Here is a 16,033-nt window from a genome sequence, read left to right as displayed (position 1 = left end):
ACGAGTGCGCTGGCGCGCATGCGCCATTCCGCGGTCGCCGCGCAACTCACGCCCTTGATCGAGGCGGGGGTGGTGGCGTCCTGCGCGCCCATCGACGCGGAAGCCCTCTACAGTGCACGCAATCCGGTCGAATACGAGCAGGTCAGGGCCGACCGGCGGGTGCTGTTCGAGCACCTGCCCACCAATGACGAGCACTGGCAGAGTGCTTTCGCGATCCAGCGTGAGCTCGCCCGCTCGGGCCGACACCGTGCCGTGGGCATCCACGATCTGCTCAGTTCGGTGCTGGCGGTGGAGCACCGCCTCGTCATCCTGCACTACGACGCCGACTTCGAAACCGTCTCCTCGGTGGTCGATCTGAATCATCGCTGGGTGGCGCCCCGGGGCAGTCTCGAAGCGTCCTGAGGCACCACGCCTCGAGTGGCTTGCGTCACACCGTGACCGGCTGTCAGAATTGCTCCGCAATTGCCGAGGTATCGCTCTTCCCTCCTGCCGAAGGGTCAGCCCATGCCCCAGTCGTCGAGTGTGCGAGTTGCCGGACCGTCGCCGGAGACGGCCGATGGTGGTGGGCGGAAGCGAAAGATGGTGCGGCGCGGTGCCGCGACCGTCGCGGCGATGGGGCTGGGCGTCGGCTGGTTGAAGGTGCAGAGTGTCGGTGCGGCGCTGGCCGCCACCACGGCGCTGATCGTGCCCGGCACCGGCACCAGCGATCCCGGAGTCGCGCACAATTTCGAGAGCAACGCCTACCAGCACTTCATCGATCCCGGCGCGCGAGGTTGTAGCGACAACTCCTGTCCCGGTGTGGTGTTCGTACCGGTGCCGTACGACGCGTCGCTGTGGCCGGTCATCTCGTCGAAGGGGCCGGAGGCGTCCTCGGCGAAGTGGGATCCGTCGGTGGCCGACGGGGTGGCGAGTCTGGGTGCGCTGGCCGCGCGGCAGCTGGGCGGCGACGGCCGAGTGGTCATCTTCGGCTATTCGCAGGGCTCGACCGTGGCCAGTGCGCAGAAGGCCGGGTCGGCCGGGCTGTCGCAGGCGGACAAGGATCGGCTGGCGTTCGTGCTCATCGCGAATCCGAATCGTCCCAACGGCGGCATCATCGAGCGGCCAGTGCGGTTCGGCGGAATTCCCGTCGCCGACATCACCTTCGGCCCGCCGACGCCCACCGACACCGGCATCGCGACAAGGGATATCGCGATGCAGTACGACGGCATCTCCGATTTCCCCGCCTATCCGCTCAATGTGCTCGCCGATGCCAACGCGCTGCTGGGTACCTTGCTGATCCATCCGTCGTACCTGCAGCCCAAGGGCAACGGCGCGGGGAGCGAGCCCAAGGCGGGCGCCGCCATCTACGGGTACCGGGACCCGGCCGAGTACATCGCGCAGCAGGACTGCGCGACCTACCCGGAGCACTGCCAAACCCATGGCGACACGACCTATGTCACGATCCCGAACCCGGACGGCACGCTGCCGCTGCTGTATCCACTACGCGCGATCGGGCAGCACACCGGCAACACCGCGGTGACCGAACCCGCCGCCGTCCTGGTGGAGCCCGCGCTGCGCGTGCTGATCGAAACCGGCTACAACCGCGCGGATTACAGCGCGCCGACCCCGCTCCAGTTCGCGGAACCGCTGAACCCGGCGAAGATGGCCACCCTCGGCACCGACCTGCCCGCCGCTATCGATCAGGGCATCGTCGCCGCGGTGGCCGAATGGGAGAACCCCGAGCGCACGCCGGAACGCACACTGCCGCCCGCCGACGTGCTGACCAATCTGGAAGACCTCCTGCCGCCGAACCCCGTCGTCTCCCTGGTCCGCGACTTCTTCGCCCCGCCCGGAACACCCTGAGCGGGAGGCGAACACGCGGGGCGGCCCGGTGGATCAGCCGATCCGCCGGGCCGCGCCGACGTCGGCCTACGACTTCGGCTGGGTGAGGTCGTAGAGGGTGACGCCGTCGACCGTGACGGCGGTGTAGTTCTCCGTGACCCAGGTGGTGATGGCGGCACTGGTCGAGGTGCTGTTGCCGCCGGGGCCACCGCGTCCGCCCGCCACGAAGTAGTGGATCTCGCCCTCGGCCACATAGCGCTGGAACTGTTCGAGGGTGGGGGAGGGGTCGCTGCCGTTGAAGCCGCCGATCGGCATGACCGGAAGCTCGGTCGCCAGCTGGTATCCGGCGGCGCTGTTCGAGCCGACCGTCGCGGCGACCCAGGTGTAGTCGCCCCCGTTCCGCTCGAACAGCGTGACGATCTGATCGCTCGGACGCGATCCACCGAGCAGCCCGCCGAAACCGCCCATCCGCTGGTCGGCGGCACCGTCCTGGGCGGTCGCCCCGCCGGCTGTCGAGCCGGTTCCGCCGGAGGAGGCCGCACCGCTCTGCGAGCTGGTTCCGCCGGGCAGGCCCATACCGTCCGGCCGCCCGCTAGCGCCCCCGCCCTGCGCGGTGCCGTCACCCGGCGAAGCCCCGCCGTCCGGACGACCCGGCATCGCACCGTCGGGCGCACCGCCATCGCCGGGCATGGCGCCCATCCGGTCGCCGGGCCGACCACCCATCCCGTGCATCCCACCGGCACTCGGCCCCGCCGACGGGATGGCGCCGGAGTGCGCCGAGCCGATGGTGTCGACCGTGTAGGCGACCGGCCCGGCCAGCCCGATGAACGCGGCGGCCGCGGCGGCCACGATCGACTGCTTGCGGGCGAGGGGGAAGGCGACGGCGATCGTCACCAGTACACCGACCACCAGGATCGCCCACCGCAACCATGGCTGGAAGGAAGCGCTGCGCGACAACAGCATCCACGCCGTGGCGGTGGTGAGGCCGAGGCCGAGCGCGCACGCCAGGCGCACCCACAGCCGCTGGCGCGCACCCCACAGCTGCACCGCCCCAATGCCGGTCAGCGCGGCCACCGCGGGCGCGAGCGCCACGGTGTAGTACTGGTGGAAGATGCCGGCCATGTAGCTGAACACCAGTCCGGTGATCAGCAGCCAGCCACCCCACAGGATCAGCGCGGCGCGGCGGCGATCGGTGCGCGGCGCCCGTCCGCGCAGCACCAGGCCCGCGACCAGCGCGGCCAATGCGGCCGGGACCAGCCAGGCGATCTGCCCGCCCTGCGCGGGTTCGAACAGCCGGGTGATGCCGGTGCTGCCCCACATCCCGTTGCCGCCCGCGGGCAGTTCGCCGCCCGGGCCCACGCTGCCGGTCTCGTTGCCGTTCAGCCTGCCGAGACCGTTGTAGCCGAGGGTGAGTTCGATGATCGAATTGTGCTGCGAGCCACCGATCCACGGCCGCTGGTCGGCGGGCCACAGCTCCACCGCCAGCAGCCACCAGCCCGCCGCGACCACCATGGCCGCACCGGCGGCGAACAGCTGGGCGATCCGCTTGCCCAGCCGCGGTGGCCCGGCGACCAGGTAGGTCAGTGCCAGCGCGGGCACCACCAGCAGCACCTGTAACTGCTTGGCGAGGAAGCCGAAGCCGATCAGGCCGCCGGTCAGCAGCAGCCAGCGCCACCGCCCGTCGGCCACCGCGCGCGTCATCGCCCAGGCGGCCGCGGTCATCAGCAGGACCAGCAGGGCATCGGGGTTGTTGAAGCGGAACATCAGGGCCGCGACGGGCGTCACGGCGAGTACGGTGCCCGCGATCAAACCCGCCGCCGGACCGAAGGACCTGCGCACCGCGGCCCACAGCGCCGCGACCGTCGCGACGCCGAGCAGGACCTGCGGCACCAGCATGCTCCAGCTGTTGAGCCCGAACAGCCGCACCGACAACTCCATCACCCACAGCGAGGCGGGCGGTTTGTCGACGGTGATCGAATTGGCCGCGTCGGAGGAGCCGAAGAAGAACGCCGTCCACGACTGCGAACCCGCCTGCACGGCAGCGGCGTAGAAGTCGTTGGCCCAGCCGTTGGCGCTGAGATTGATCAGATAGGCGATGAGGGTGCCGACCAGCAGCAGGCCCAATGCCGGGAATTCCCAGCGCTTTCGGGGCGAGGTGGTGGGCGCGGCCGGGCCGGCCGTCGGTGGTGCGATGGTGGCGGTCATCGGCGCACCTCCGTCGCGTTCGGGTCCGAGGTGACGGCGGCCAGGTGGCGACCGGCGAGCGAGGTGGACTCGCTCGGGACGGCGACCCGCGGCATCGGTTCCGTCACGGCAGAGGCCGGGCTACCCGCGCCCGCGTCCCGGAAGACCCAGCGCAGGCCGACGAATCGCGCCAGCGTCGCGAGCAGATTCGCGCCGATCAGCACGGCCAGCTCCAGCGCGACGGGCGCGTCGGGCGCCCACCGGTGCAGCGCGAACAGCGACCCACTGGTGATCGCCAGCCCGAACCCGAAGATCGCCAGCCCCTGGAACTGATGCGACACCGCGTCCCGCCGCCCGCGCACCCCGAAGGTGAAGGCCCGGTTGACGGCGGTATTGCCCACCGCCGTCACCAGCAGGGCCACCAGATTGGCGCCTTGGCCGCCGAACAGCGGCTGCAACAGCAGATACAGCACGATGTAGGCCAGCGTGGACAGCACGCCGACGATCGCGAACCGCACCAGCTGCCCGACCATCCCCAGCGGCACCCCGGCCACCAGCGGTTCGCGCCCGACCGCGGCACGCAGCTCGTCCAGCGGCAGCGCGCCGGTGGCCAGCGCCCTGGTGAGCCGCCAGATGCCGCGCAGGTCCTTGCGGGCGGTGTCGACGATGTCGACCCGGCTGTCGGGGTCGTCGATCCAGTCGACGGGCACCTCGTGGATGCGCAGGCCGGCGCGTTCGGCGAGCACCAGCAGTTCGGTGTCGAAGAACCATTCCCCGTCGCGCACCAGGGGCAGCAGTTCGCGGGCGACGTCACCGCGCACCGCCTTGAAGCCGCACTGCGCGTCGGAGAAGTGCGCGCGCAGGGTGGTCTTCAGCAGCAGGTTGTAGCAGCGGGAGATGATCTCGCGTTTGGGGCCGCGCACTACCCTGGCCGCCGCGTCCAGCCTGGTCCCGATCGCGAGATCGGAATGGCCGGAGACCAGCGGCGCGACCAGCGGCAGCAGCGCGTTCAGATCGGTCGACAGGTCGACGTCCATGTACGCGACGACTGTGGCGTCCGAGCCCGCCCAGGCCGCGCGCAGCGCCCGGCCGCGGCCCTTGGCGTCCAGGTGCAGGACCCGCACGCCGTCGAGTTCGTCGGCCAGCAGCCGGGCCACCGCGAGGGTGGCGTCGGTGCTGGCATTGTCGGCGATCGTGATCCTGGCGGTGAACGGGAAGCCGTCGCGCAGGTAGGTGTGCAGCCTGCGCACGCACAGGCCCAGGTCGGTTTCTTCGTTGTAGACGGGAATCACCACGTCGAGCACCGGCGCTGGGCTGCTCTGGATGGCCGGTGGCTCGGCCTCGGTCTGGGTCATGGCACCCACCCTCGGCGGCGGCGCTGCCACCGAGCTGGGACCGAGCTGGGAGGTTGCTGGGGATCCTCAGGCGCGGCGCACGCGCAGCACGCTGTCGGCGCGTTCGCCCTCGACGCCCTCGGGGCTGGTCGACGGGCTGGTGACCAGTTCGGCGGTCTCCACCTGCCACTCCGGCCCGAGTGCCAGCTGGCCGAGCATGTCCTCGATGGTCGGGAACGCGACGTGCTCCGGCGGGGTGGTCACCCAGGTGGGCCAGTGCGCGTGGCTGCCGATCACCAGCACGCCGCCCGGCGCGACGGCGGCCGCGGCCTTGCGCAGGATGGTCGCGCGCTCGTCGGTCCGCTCGACCGGGGAGTGCAGGAACTGCGCGGAGACCAGGTCGAAGGTGCCCGCCGGGAAGCTCTCCTGCAGGTCGTGGCGCTCCCAGGTGACCTGCACGCCGGCGTCGGCGGCGTGCCGGGCGCCGCGTTCCATGGCCGTGGCCGACACGTCGACGGCGGTGACCCGCCAGCCCTGGGCGGCCAGCCAGATCGCGTCGCCGCCCTCGCCGCAGCCGAGGTCGAGCGCGGTGCCGGGGCTCATCCCGGTGACCTCGCGGACGAGGGTCTTGTTGGCGTTGCCGGTCCAGATCTGGTCCCGTTCGGCGTAGAAGCCTTCCCAGAATTCTTCGGCGGTCTGCGCGGTCTCGGTCATCGGAGCTCCTGTTCGGTCGGTGTTGCTTCGATGGTGCGGGCGCCTGTCCAGAATCCGCAAGAATAATTGCCGGTTCGGCAAAGCGCGGGCCCCGCGAAACGCCCGGACCGACCGCGCCCATAAGCTTCTGCCCGTGACGCGGGGTTACCGAAAGGCCGACGAAGTGCCGGGCCGTCGTGTCGACGCGCGGACCGAACGCTGGCGCGAACACCGCATCCAGGTGCGGACCGAGTTCGTCGACGCCGCGTTCCGCGCCCTGGACCGGGTCGGCCCCGATGTGAGCATGGGCGATATCGCCAAGGAGGCCGGCGCGGCCAAGCCCAAGCTCTACCGCCATTTCGAGGACAAGACCGACCTGTACAACGCGATCGTCGACCGGGTGCGCGACATGCTCTGGGAGCGGCTGCTCGGCGGGGTGAACCTCACCGACGATTCCGTCGCCGAGCTGGTCCGCCGCGCCGCCGCCGAATACGTGGCCGTGGTCTCGGAACATCCGAACGTCTTCCGGTTCATGCTGCACAGCCATTTCAGTCAGCAGGCCAAGGAGACCGAACGGGCGCTGGTCGCCGCCAGGCAGTCCGCACGCCGGGCCGCCGAATTCTTCGCGGGCCTGCTGCCGACGGAATCGGTCGACGTGGCCGGGATCGAATTGGTGAACTATTCGATTTTCGGCGCGGTGGCCTCGGCCACGGACTGGTGGCTCGGCGCGAATCAGCGCGAGGTCTCGGCGATGCCGGTGGAACGCTTCGTCGACTATCTCGCCGAGAGCATCTCCGCGCTGGCCATGGCGCACGCGCGCTTCAACGGTGTCAAGATCGACCCGGCGCAGCCGCTGCGCGACGCGTTCGCACTCGGCTGACGGTTTCGCTGCCGCGCCCGGCACGAACCCCGTTGTTCTCGCCGGCTACGTCGTTGGAACCGGTGGTGGTGCGGCGAATTCAGTATGAACCCGCCCACCGACAACTTCGCGACGCCACGCTAGGCGTCGGCGCGCAACCGCCACAGCGGGGACACCGGGCCGTGGCCCGCGCCGAGATCGTAGGAGGCGGCCAGGCAGCGGTAGGTCCACTCCTTGGCGAAGGCGACCGCGTCCGGCACCGCGTATCCGTTGGCCAGCGCGCTCGCGATGGCCGCGGCCAGGGTGTCGCCGCCGCCGTGGTCGTTGCCGGTGGCGATGCGCGGCGCGGTGAACTCGCGGAAGGTGTCGCCGTCGTAGAGCAGGTCGGTGCTCACCTCCGAGGAGCGCAGGTGCCCGCCCTTCACGATCGCCCACTGCGCGCCCAGCGCGTGCAGCGCCTCGGCGGCCTTGCGCGCGGTGGCGTCGTCGACCACCTCGATACCGGTGATCAGCCGGACCTCGTCCAGATTCGGGGTCACCACGGTGGCCAGCGGGATCAGGGTGGTCCGCACCGCGTCGAGGGCCTCGGTGTGCAGCAGCGGATCGCCGTGCATGGACGCGGCCACCGGGTCGACGACCAGCGGAATCGTGCCGTCGCGGCCGATCCCCACCTCCCGGCACACCTCGGCGACGGCCTCGATGATCGCGGTGGAGGCGAGCATGCCGGTCTTGGCCGCCCCGATCCCGATGTCGCCGACCACCGTGCGCACCTGGTCGGCCACGATCTGCGGCGGGATCTCGTGAAATCCGCTGACGCCCACCGTGTTCTGCACGGTCACCGCGGCCACCGCCACGCAGGCGTGCACACCGCACAGCGCCATCGTGCGTGAGTCGGCCTGGATGCCCGCGCCGCCACCGGAATCGGTGCCCGCGATGGTGAGCGCGCGAACAGGGGTCTGGCCATCGGGGGTCAGCGGCAGCATTTTCACGCCCCAACCCTACGACCGGCGCGCGGACCAGGGGACCCCGACCGCCGAGAGCAAATGAAAACCATTATCATTAACTCGTGACCAACTCCGCACCCACCGCGCATCTGCCCGTCACCGTGCTGTCCGGCTTCCTCGGCGCGGGCAAGACCACCCTGCTCAACCACATCCTCGCCAACCGCGACGGCCGCCGGGTCGCGGTGATCGTCAACGACATGAGCGAGGTCAATATCGACGCCGCGCTCGTCGCGGGCCAGGGTCACCTGGACCGGACCGAGGAGAAGCTGGTCGAGCTCACCAACGGCTGCATCTGCTGCACGCTGCGCGAGGACCTGATCGAGGCGGTCGCCAAGCTGGCCCGCGACGGGCGCTTCGACCAGCTGGTGATCGAGTCCACCGGCATCTCCGAGCCGATGCCGGTGGCCGCCACCTTCGACTGGGAGTTCGAGGACGGGTTCCGCCTCGGCGAGCTGGCCCGGCTCGACACCATGGTGACCGTCGTCGACGCCTCGACCTTCCTGGCCGAACTGGTGAAGGGCCAGGCCCTGGCCGAGCGCGAACTCGAAGCGGGCGAGGGGGATTCGCGCACCATCGCCGACCTGCTCGTCGACCAGGTGGAATTCGCCGACGTGCTGCTGATCAACAAGACCGACCTGGTGAGCGCGAACGCCGCCGCCACCGTCGAGGCCACGGTGCGCAGGCTCAATCCGCGCGCGCACGTGCTGCGGATCGAGCGCGGCGTGGTCGAGCTGGGCGAGGTGCTCGGCACCGGCCGCTACAACCCGGTGGTCGCGGCCGAGGCCGACGGCTGGGCCGAGGAGTTGGCGGGCGGGCACACGCCCGAGACCGAGGAGTACGGCATCAGCAGCCTCACCTATCGCGCCGATCGGCCGTTCCATCCGGAGCGTCTGGGCGAGGTGCTCTCGGGACTGCGAGGGATGTTGCGCAGCAAGGGTTTCTGCTGGATCGCCAGCCGCCCCGAGCTGGCCGCCATCTGGTCGCAGGCCGGGCCGAACCTGACCTTCGAGCCGGGCGCCTGGTGGTCCACGCTCGAGGTGCCCGCCGGCCAGGAGATCGTGTTCATCGGGGTGCGCCTGGACGCGCCCGCGATCCGCCGCGAACTCGACGCCGCGCTGCTCACCGATGCCGAGCTCGCGGCCGGTCCGGCGGCCTGGACCGGCTTCGCCGATCCCTTCCCGGCCTGGGGTGAACTGCACGAGCATCACTGATTGGTGACTTCGGTGCGCGTATCACCCTGCGCTGGTGCATGATTCGAAAGGGCCGCGACCCACGCGCCGATGAGGGGAGCGTGGGCCGCGGCACCGAGGTCCGATCAGGCCAGTCCGGCGAAGAACCGGCGGATGTCGCCGACCAGCACCTCGGGCGCCTCGTGCGCGGCGTAGTGCCCGGCCGCGTCGTTCGCGCCGCCCGATTCCGCGGCGGTGTCGTAGGAATTCCAGCTGACGATATTGCCGTGGTCGCGCTCGGCGAAGCGGCGGATCGACTGGAAGTCACCGGCGAACATGGCCAGCGCGGTCGGCACCGTGGTCGGCTCGGTGGGGTGTTCGGTGGCGTGCGCGTCCTCGTAGTAGAACCGCAGCGACGAGCCCGCCGTGCCGGTGAGCCAGTACAGCGCCACATTCGCCACGACGAACCGCGCGTCGAGGGATTCGCCGAACAGCTGCGAGTTCCAGCCGAGCAGGCCGAGCGGGGAATCGGCCAGCGCGTAGGCCAGGGTCTGCGGCTGCTGGCTGTGCAGGGTGTTGAAGGCCATCTTGTTCTCGTGGAACCACTGCAGGTGCCCCAGCGCGGCCATGTCCGCCTCGGACAGGCCCTCGAACTCCGCCGGATCGCCGGAGGGGAACGAGAACAGCTGGGTGACATGCACGCCGAGCACGCGGTCCGGCGCGATGCGGCCGAGTTCGGGGGAGACCATCGAGCCGCCGTCGTTGCCGATGGCGCCGTAGCGCTCGTACCCGAGGCGGGCCATCAGCTCGGCCCAGGCGCGGGCGGTGCGGTAGCGGTTCCAGCCGGTGCTGCGGGTGGGGCCGGAGAAGCCGAAGCCGGGCAGCGAGGGGATCACCAGGTGGAAGGCCGGATCGTCGGCCGATTCGGGCTCGGTGAGCGGGGCGATCACGTCGACGTACTCGAGGATCGAGCCGGGCCAGCCGTGGGTGAGGATCACCGGGGTGGCGTCGGGTCGCGAGGACCGGATGTGCAGGAAGTGGATGTCCTCGCCCTCGATCTCGGTGGTGAACTGCGGGTACGCGTTCAGCTCGGATTCCAGTGCGCGCCAGTCGAACTCTTCCAGCCAGTACTGCGCGAGGGCGCGCACCCGGTCGGCCGGGACGCCGTAGGCGTCGCCGACGCCGGGCAGCTCGTCCGGGTACAGCGCGTTGCGCAGGCGGGCGGCGAGGTCGTCGAGCCGGGCCTGCGGGACCTCGATGCGGAAGGGGGTGATGGTGGCCGTGGCGGTCATGTCGACTCCTCTTTGTGAAACGGAATGCTTCGTTCTGTTCCAAACGTAGCAGAACGGATCATTCCGTTTCAAGTGGTAGGCTGACATTCATGCCGAACGAGACCGAAACCGCAGCTCAGCCCCGCCTGTCCGGCCGCAAGGCCCAGGCCGCGCGCAACAACGGCCTGATCCTCGACGCCGCGCGCGCCGTGTTCCTGAGCGATCCGGGCGCACCGATCGCGGCCGTCGCGGAGAAGGCGGGCGTCGGGATCAGCGCCCTCTATCGCCGATACCCCAGCAAGGAGGAGTTGCTGCGCACGCTGTGCCACGAGGGGCTGCGCCGGTACAACGCCGAAGCCGATGCGGCGCTGGCGGATCCGGACGGCTGGGCGGGCTTCGTCGGCTTCCTGGAACGGGTGGTCGAGGCCGACGTGCACTCGCTGACGGTGAAGCTGGCGGGCACCTTCACCCCCGACGAATCGATGCTGCCCGACGTGATCCACGCCGGCGAGGCCGCCACCGAACTCGTCCGCCGCGCCCATGCCAGCGGACGGCTGCGCCCCGACTTCGACGCCCAGGACCTGGGCCTGCTGCTGGAGGCGTGTGCCGCGGTCACCATGCCCGACCCGGCACGCACCGCCGAACTGCGACGGCGGGTGCTGGCCCTGCTGCTCGACGGGATGACGGTCGAGGGCACGCTGCCGGGCCCGCCACCGGCGGAGGGGGAGTACGCCTGGCGCTGGGAACGCCGGGTCTGAACGGTCGGTACGGCCGACGGCGCGTGCCCGGCGGTGGCAGACTCGGCTCGACCGTGAACCATCCGTCGGAAGGTATCTCGTGAACTGGACGCTCGAAGTCGTCATCGTCCCGGTGTCCGATATCGATCGCGCCAAGGACTTCTACGCGAACCGGCTCGGCTTCGTCGTCGACCACGACACGGTGATCTCCGACGAGGTCCGCATCGTGCAGCTCACCCCGCCCGGTTCGGGCTGCTCGATCGTCATCGGCAAGGGCGCGGTGCCGCACATGCCGCCCGGTTCGCTCAAGGGCCTGCAACTGGTGGTGCCCGATATCGAGCGGGCGCGGGCGGAGCTGATCGAACGCGGCGTCGAGGTCGGTGACGTGCAGGTGCTCGGCGAGAATCCGCGGCCGATGCCGCATCCGCTCGACAATGTCGGCTTCGTGTTCTTCGACGATCCCGACGGCAACAGCTGGTCGGTGCAGCAGATCTCGAGCCGCGGCGAGTAAGCCTCGAGCTGATCCGAACCCTGTCGGCGTGCGCGGGCGGGCGGGCACCATGCACGCATGCTGTTGGAGAAGGCCACCGACACCGCCGAGCGACGGGTCCCGCTGTACCGTCGCCCGGGCTTTCTGCGTGCCCTCTCGCCGGTCGCGCTGCTGCTGATCTGGCAGATCGGCAGCACCAGCGGCTGGATCTCGGCCAAGAAGCTGCCCGCGCCGTCGGTCGTGCTGGACGCCGGTCTCGAGACCTACCGTTCCGGTCAGCTCGGTGAGGCGCTGCTGGTCTCCGGCCAGCGCGCGCTGTACGGCTTCGTCCTCGGCGCGGTGCTCGCGCTGGTCCTCGGGGTGCTGGCCGGGCTGAGCAAGATCGGCGAATACGCGGTCGACCCGCCGTTGCAGATGATCCGCACCATCCCGCTGTTCGGCCTGATCCCGCTGTTCATCATCTGGTTCGGGATCGGCGAGGAACCGAAGGTCTATCTGATCGCGCTCGGGGTGTTCTTCCCGCTCTACCTCAACACCTTCGCCGGCATCCGGCAGCTCGACCCGAAACTGCTCGAGCTGGGCAGCGCGTTGCGGCTCGGGCTCGCGGAGCGGCTGCGGCTGCTGATCCTGCCCGGCGCGCTGCCGCAGATCCTGGTCGGCGCGCGGCAGAGTCTGGGCATCGCCTGGCTGTCGCTGATCGTGGCCGAACAGATCAATGCCAGTGCCGGTCTGGGCTTCGTGGTGAACAACGCCCGCGAATTCCTGCGCACCGACATCGTGGTGTTCGGCCTGCTGATCTACAGCCTGCTCGGCTTGGCCACCGACTCGATCGTGCGACTGCTCGAACGTCGCGCCCTGCGCTGGCGTCCGGCGGTGCACCGCTGATGTCCGCTTTTGACGCCGACCGGGGGACCCACCCTGTCCCGCCGGTCGGTCGGCTCGCCATCCGCCGCCGTTCGATCGTGAGGTACCCGCTATGACCGCCGCCGCCGCCGCCGTCACCCCCATCACCACCAAGTCGCGCTCGGCCGCGGCCCGGATCACCGGTCTGGGCAAGCGCTTCGGCGACCGGACCGTGCTCGACGGCATCGAGCTCGAGCTGGGCGCGGGCGAGATCGTCGCGCTGGTCGGGCGCAGCGGTTCGGGCAAGTCGACCCTGCTGCGCATTCTCGGCGGACTCGATTCGCCCAGTCGCGGTGAGGTTTCCGTCGACGGCAGGCCGACGATCGTCTTCCAGGAGCCGCGGCTCATCCCGTGGCAGCCGGTGGTCCGCAATGTCGCCCTGGGCAGGCCGACGCCGCGCAAGCGCCGCGCCGACGAGCAGGCCGCGCGCGACCTGCTCGCCGAGGTCGGCTTGGCCGGGCGGGCCGACGCCTGGCCGCTCACCCTCTCCGGCGGCGAGGCCCAGCGCGCCGCGCTGGCCAGGGCGCTCGTGGCCGAGCCCACGCTGCTGCTGCTCGACGAGCCCTTCGGCGCCCTCGACGCGCTGACCCGGCTCACCATGCACGAGCTGCTGCTCGGCCTGCACGCCCAGCGCGCATTCGGTGTGCTGCTGGTGACCCACGACGTGCTCGAAGCGATCACGCTGGCCGACCGGGTGCTGGTGCTCGACGAGGGCCGCATCGCCGCCGATGTCGCCATCGAGCTGCCCCGCCCGCGCACCGCCGCAGCCCCCGAGGTCGCCGAGTACGCGGCCCGGCTGTTGACGCTGCTCGGCGTCACCCCCTGATTTCCACCCCCGCACGAAAGTGGTTCCCGTGAAACGCACTCCGAAGTCCCGCCTCGCCGGGCTCGCCCTCGCCGTCGTCGCCGCGCTCTCGCTGAGCGCCTGCGGTGACGACGCGGCGACCGACGCCGCGCCGTCGGGGCCGGTCGACCTGAGCACCGTCACGCTGAAAGTCGGTGACCAGAAAGCGATCTCGATCGAGGTGCTGCTCAAGGCGTCGGGCCAGCTGGAGAACCTGCCCTACAAGATCGAGTTCTCCACCTTCACCGCGGGCCTGCCGTTGGTGGAGGCGGCCAGCGCGGGCGGTATCGACATCGCCCAGACCGGCAACACCCCGGTGATCTTCGGCGCGGCGTCGAATGCCGACATCAAGATCGTCGGCGCGCTCTCGGCCACCGGCAAGGGCGACGCCATCCTGGTCGGCAAGGACTCCGCGGTGAACTCGGTCGCCGGGCTGAAGGGTAAGAAGGTCGCGGTCTACAAGGGCAGCTCGGCCAACGCCAACCTGCTGCTCCAGCTGAAGAAGGCGGGCCTGTCGCTCAGCGACGTAGAGCCGGTCTACCTCTCGCCCGCCGACGGCTACACCGCGCTGACCCGCGGCGATGTCGAAGCCTGGGCCACCTGGGACCCCTACACCGCGATCGCGGAGAAGGAGATCGGCGCGAAGCCGATCGCCACCGCCGACCAGGCCGCCAACGGCTACAACTTCTGGGTCGCCGGCAAGAAGACCGTCGCCGACGCGGGCAAGTCCGCCGCCCTCGCCGACTTCTTCCAGCGCTACGCCGCCGCCACCAAGTGGTCCTCGGACAACCTCGACACCTGGTCCACCAAGTACGCCGAGCTCACCCAGATCAGCGTCGACGCCTCGCGGACCACCTGGACCCGTTCGATCAAGAACCCGATCCAGCTCACCGACCCGGTGGTGGCCTCCGAGCAGGAGATCGCCGACGCGTTCACCGCGGCCAAGGCGATTCCCGGCAAGGTGGACTTCAAGTCCTTCGTGGACACCAGGTTCGACAAGCCCTGAGTCAGGCCCGGCCGAAGGCGAGCGCCACATTGTGCCCGCCGAAGCCGAAGGAGTTGTTCAGCGCGTAGTCGATGCGCTGCCGACGCGCCGATCCGGCGACCACATCCAGGTCGATCGCCGGGTCGGCGTTGTCGTAGTTGAGGGTGGGCGGCACGATCTGCTCGCGCAGACTCAGCACGGTGAGCACCGATTCCAGCGCGCCGACCGCGCCGATCGAATGGCCGAGCGCCGATTTCGGCGCGTACACCGAGGCGTCGGGGGTCACCGCGGTGATCGCGGCGGCCTCGGACGCGTCGCCGATGGGGGTGGAGGTGGCGTGCGCGTTCACGTGGTCGATGTCGCCCTCGCGAAGTCCGGCCGCGCGCACCGCTTTTCGCATGGCGCGGGCGGCGCCGGTGCCCGCCGGATCGGAGGCGACGATGTGGAAGGCGTCGGAGGTGATCCCCGCGCCGAGCACTCTGGCGTGGATCCGGGCGCCCCTGGCCCTGGCGTGCCGCTCGGACTCCAGGACCAGCAGCGCGCCCGCCTCGCCGAAGACGAAGCCGTCCCGATCGCGCTCGAAAGGCCGTGAGGCGCGGTCGGGTTCCTCGTTGCGGGTGCTCATGGCGCGCATCATGGCGAAGCCGGCGATCGGCACCGCGTGGATGTGGCCCTCCACGCCGCCGGTCACCACCACGTCGGCCTCGCCGGTCGCGATGAGCCGCCACGCCTGCGCGATCGCCTCCGACCCCGACGAACACGCCGACACCGGCGCGAACACCCCACCCTGCGCGCCGATCTCGAGGCCGACGGTGGCGGCCGGACCGTTCGGCATCACCATCGGCACCGCCAGCGGGGAGACCTTGCGGTAGCCGCCGGCGCGCATCGCGTCGACCGCGTCGATCAGCGCGTCACCGCCGCCGAGTCCGGTGCCCACCGCCACGGCGAGCCGCTCGGGATCCACCTCCGGCGTGCCTGCGGCCTGCCACACCCGCCTGCCCAGGACCAGCGCCAGCCGCTCCACATACGAGTGCCTGCGCTGCTCGATCCGGGTGAGGTGCGTGTCCGGCGAGGTTGGCCCGTCCTCTCGACCACCGCAAACGCGCCGAGCTGCTGGCAGGCGTCGTGGCCTACATCGCCACGCACGGCCTGGCCGAGTTGTCCCTGCGTCCGCTGGCCGCCGCCCTCGGCACCAGCTCGCGCATGCTCATCTACTACTTCGGGACCAAGGAGGAACTGCTGGTCCAGGCCCTGGCGACGCAGCGGCCCGACCTGGCCGCGGTCTTCGGCGGTGTCACCGAGCCCGCGCAGCTGCGCGACCGGCTGACCGCCTTCTTCGACCTCAACACCGACGGCGCCGAAGCCGACAGCGTGCGCGTGCTGCTCCAGGTCCTCGGCGCCGCCTGCGCCCCCGGCTCGCCGTATCAGGACTACGCCGACGCGGCCATCGCCACCTTCGTCGGTGAACTCGCGGCCGCTCTGCGCCGCACGGGTCTGGCCGACGACCCCGAGGTGGTGGCGACCCTGCTGGTCTCCGGATTGCGCGGCATCATCCAGGACCGGGTGATCACCGGCGACCGGGAACGCACCGGCCGGGCCGCGCGCACACTCGTCGACGCGGTGCTGCCGACGCGCGTGCGCTGAGAGTTCACTGCGCGCTCCGGCCGCAACCGCGTCGCACTGGGTAGGTTGGGCAGCGGATCGCGTGCCCTGGATCCGGATTCCGGTCGTGAACGGCT

15 protein-coding genes and 1 pseudogene are annotated in these 16,033 nt (G+C 70.6%); 10 read left to right on the top strand and 6 right to left on the bottom strand.

The genetic code is table 11. From position 1 onward, the window contains the following. The first annotated feature begins 18 nt into the window (after nt 1-18). Nucleotides 19-402, top strand: a complete 384-nt coding sequence (locus EL493_RS01500; protein WP_019049672.1) for a PIN domain-containing protein — start codon at nt 19-21, stop codon at nt 400-402. A gap of 177 nt (nt 403-579) precedes the next feature. Next, the gene (locus EL493_RS01495; RefSeq protein WP_019049671.1) at nt 580-1,842 is read left to right on the top strand and encodes a PE-PPE domain-containing protein; all 1,263 of its coding nucleotides are present in this window, start codon (nt 580-582) and stop codon (nt 1,840-1,842) included. Between the two features lie 66 nt (nt 1,843-1,908). On the opposite strand, the gene EL493_RS01490 is transcribed toward EL493_RS01495, so the two are convergent. The 3 genes from EL493_RS01490 to EL493_RS01480 form a co-directional block, all read right to left on the bottom strand. Further along, a complete protein-coding gene (locus EL493_RS01490; protein WP_019049670.1) occupies nt 1,909-4,026 on the bottom strand; it encodes a glycosyltransferase family 39 protein in 2,118 nt (705 codons plus the stop codon). Beyond that, on the bottom strand, nt 4,023-5,360 hold the full coding sequence (locus EL493_RS01485; protein ID WP_019049669.1) for a bifunctional glycosyltransferase family 2/GtrA family protein: 1,338 nt from the start codon (nt 5,358-5,360) through the stop codon (nt 4,023-4,025). Before EL493_RS01485 ends, EL493_RS01490 begins: the two co-directional genes overlap by 4 nt. 66 nt (nt 5,361-5,426) lie before the next feature. Continuing rightward, entirely contained in the window at nt 5,427-6,053 is a 627-nt protein-coding gene (locus tag EL493_RS01480; protein ID WP_019049668.1) for a class I SAM-dependent methyltransferase, read from the bottom strand. A gap of 133 nt (nt 6,054-6,186) precedes the next feature. Between EL493_RS01480 and EL493_RS01475 the strand changes: the two genes are divergently transcribed. Further along, nucleotides 6,187-6,912 carry a TetR/AcrR family transcriptional regulator gene (locus EL493_RS01475; protein WP_019049667.1) on the top strand — a complete coding sequence of 242 codons (726 nt, stop codon included), beginning with the start codon at nt 6,187-6,189 and terminating at the stop codon, nt 6,910-6,912. A gap of 119 nt (nt 6,913-7,031) precedes the next feature. Here EL493_RS01475 and thiD read toward each other — a convergent pair whose 3' ends face one another. Further along, on the bottom strand, nt 7,032-7,880 hold the full coding sequence (gene thiD / locus EL493_RS01470; RefSeq protein ID WP_030201348.1) for a bifunctional hydroxymethylpyrimidine kinase/phosphomethylpyrimidine kinase: 849 nt from the start codon (nt 7,878-7,880) through the stop codon (nt 7,032-7,034). 77 nt (nt 7,881-7,957) lie between these two features. Here thiD and EL493_RS01465 point away from each other — a divergent pair, with 77 nt between their 5' ends. Continuing rightward, nucleotides 7,958-9,106, top strand: coding sequence for a GTP-binding protein (locus EL493_RS01465; RefSeq protein WP_019049665.1), 1,149 nt, complete (start codon nt 7,958-7,960; stop codon nt 9,104-9,106). 104 nt (nt 9,107-9,210) lie between these two features. Here EL493_RS01465 and EL493_RS01460 read toward each other — a convergent pair whose 3' ends face one another. Next, the gene (locus tag EL493_RS01460; protein ID WP_019049664.1) at nt 9,211-10,356 is read right to left on the bottom strand and encodes an epoxide hydrolase family protein; all 1,146 of its coding nucleotides are present in this window, start codon (nt 10,354-10,356) and stop codon (nt 9,211-9,213) included. An 89-nt stretch (nt 10,357-10,445) separates the two neighbouring features. Between EL493_RS01460 and EL493_RS01455 the strand changes: the two genes are divergently transcribed. The 5 genes from EL493_RS01455 (at nt 10,446) to EL493_RS01435 (ending at nt 14,315) form a co-directional block, all read left to right on the top strand. Beyond that, entirely contained in the window at nt 10,446-11,093 is a 648-nt protein-coding gene (locus EL493_RS01455) for a TetR/AcrR family transcriptional regulator (protein ID WP_019049663.1), read from the top strand. 79 nt (nt 11,094-11,172) lie between these two features. Beyond that, nucleotides 11,173-11,583 (top strand): VOC family protein, encoded by a 411-nt coding sequence (locus tag EL493_RS01450; RefSeq protein WP_019049662.1) that lies wholly within the window; start codon nt 11,173-11,175, stop codon nt 11,581-11,583. A 57-nt stretch (nt 11,584-11,640) separates the two neighbouring features. Next, on the top strand, nt 11,641-12,447 hold the full coding sequence (locus EL493_RS01445; protein WP_019049661.1) for an ABC transporter permease: 807 nt from the start codon (nt 11,641-11,643) through the stop codon (nt 12,445-12,447). 91 nt (nt 12,448-12,538) lie between these two features. Beyond that, a complete protein-coding gene (locus EL493_RS01440; protein WP_019049660.1) occupies nt 12,539-13,291 on the top strand; it encodes an ABC transporter ATP-binding protein in 753 nt (250 codons plus the stop codon). A gap of 19 nt (nt 13,292-13,310) precedes the next feature. Then, nucleotides 13,311-14,315: an ABC transporter substrate-binding protein gene (locus tag EL493_RS01435; protein ID WP_019049659.1), complete on the top strand. Its 1,005-nt coding sequence runs from the start codon at nt 13,311-13,313 to the stop codon at nt 14,313-14,315. A gap of 1 nt (nt 14,316) precedes the next feature. Here EL493_RS01435 and EL493_RS01430 read toward each other — a convergent pair. Beyond that, a pseudogene (locus EL493_RS01430) lies at nt 14,317-15,363 on the bottom strand (KasA/KasB family beta-ketoacyl-ACP synthase); the annotation flags it as partial. Between the two features lie 5 nt (nt 15,364-15,368). Here EL493_RS01430 and EL493_RS01425 point away from each other — a divergent pair. Further along, nucleotides 15,369-15,938, top strand: coding sequence for a TetR/AcrR family transcriptional regulator (locus EL493_RS01425; protein WP_019049657.1), 570 nt, complete (start codon nt 15,369-15,371; stop codon nt 15,936-15,938). Nucleotides 15,939-16,033 lie beyond the last annotated feature (95 nt).

Origin of the sequence: Nocardia asteroides, assembly GCF_900637185.1 — a bacterium.
Classification (GTDB): Bacteria; Actinomycetota; Actinomycetes; order Mycobacteriales; family Mycobacteriaceae; genus Nocardia; species Nocardia asteroides.
Note: the sequence above shows the minus strand (reverse complement) of the source record. Positions and strands in the feature narration are given on the sequence as shown.

Bases quoted from the DNA above. Each gene is read 5' to 3' on its own strand.
- EL493_RS01500 (WP_019049672.1), top strand. From the start codon at position 19: ATGCGCCATTCCGCGGTCGCCGCGCAACTCACGCCCTTGATCGAGGCG.
- EL493_RS01495 (WP_019049671.1), top strand. From the start codon at position 580: ATGGTGCGGCGCGGTGCCGCGACCGTCGCGGCGATGGGGCTGGGCGTC.
- EL493_RS01490 (WP_019049670.1), bottom strand. From the start codon at position 4,026: ATGACCGCCACCATCGCACCACCGACGGCCGGCCCGGCCGCGCCCACC.
- EL493_RS01485 (WP_019049669.1), bottom strand. From the start codon at position 5,360: ATGACCCAGACCGAGGCCGAGCCACCGGCCATCCAGAGCAGCCCAGCG.
- EL493_RS01480 (WP_019049668.1), bottom strand. From the start codon at position 6,053: ATGACCGAGACCGCGCAGACCGCCGAAGAATTCTGGGAAGGCTTCTAC.
- EL493_RS01460 (WP_019049664.1), bottom strand. From the start codon at position 10,356: ATGACCGCCACGGCCACCATCACCCCCTTCCGCATCGAGGTCCCGCAG.
- EL493_RS01455 (WP_019049663.1), top strand. From the start codon at position 10,446: ATGCCGAACGAGACCGAAACCGCAGCTCAGCCCCGCCTGTCCGGCCGC.
- EL493_RS01445 (WP_019049661.1), top strand. From the start codon at position 11,641: ATGCTGTTGGAGAAGGCCACCGACACCGCCGAGCGACGGGTCCCGCTG.
- EL493_RS01440 (WP_019049660.1), top strand. From the start codon at position 12,539: ATGACCGCCGCCGCCGCCGCCGTCACCCCCATCACCACCAAGTCGCGC.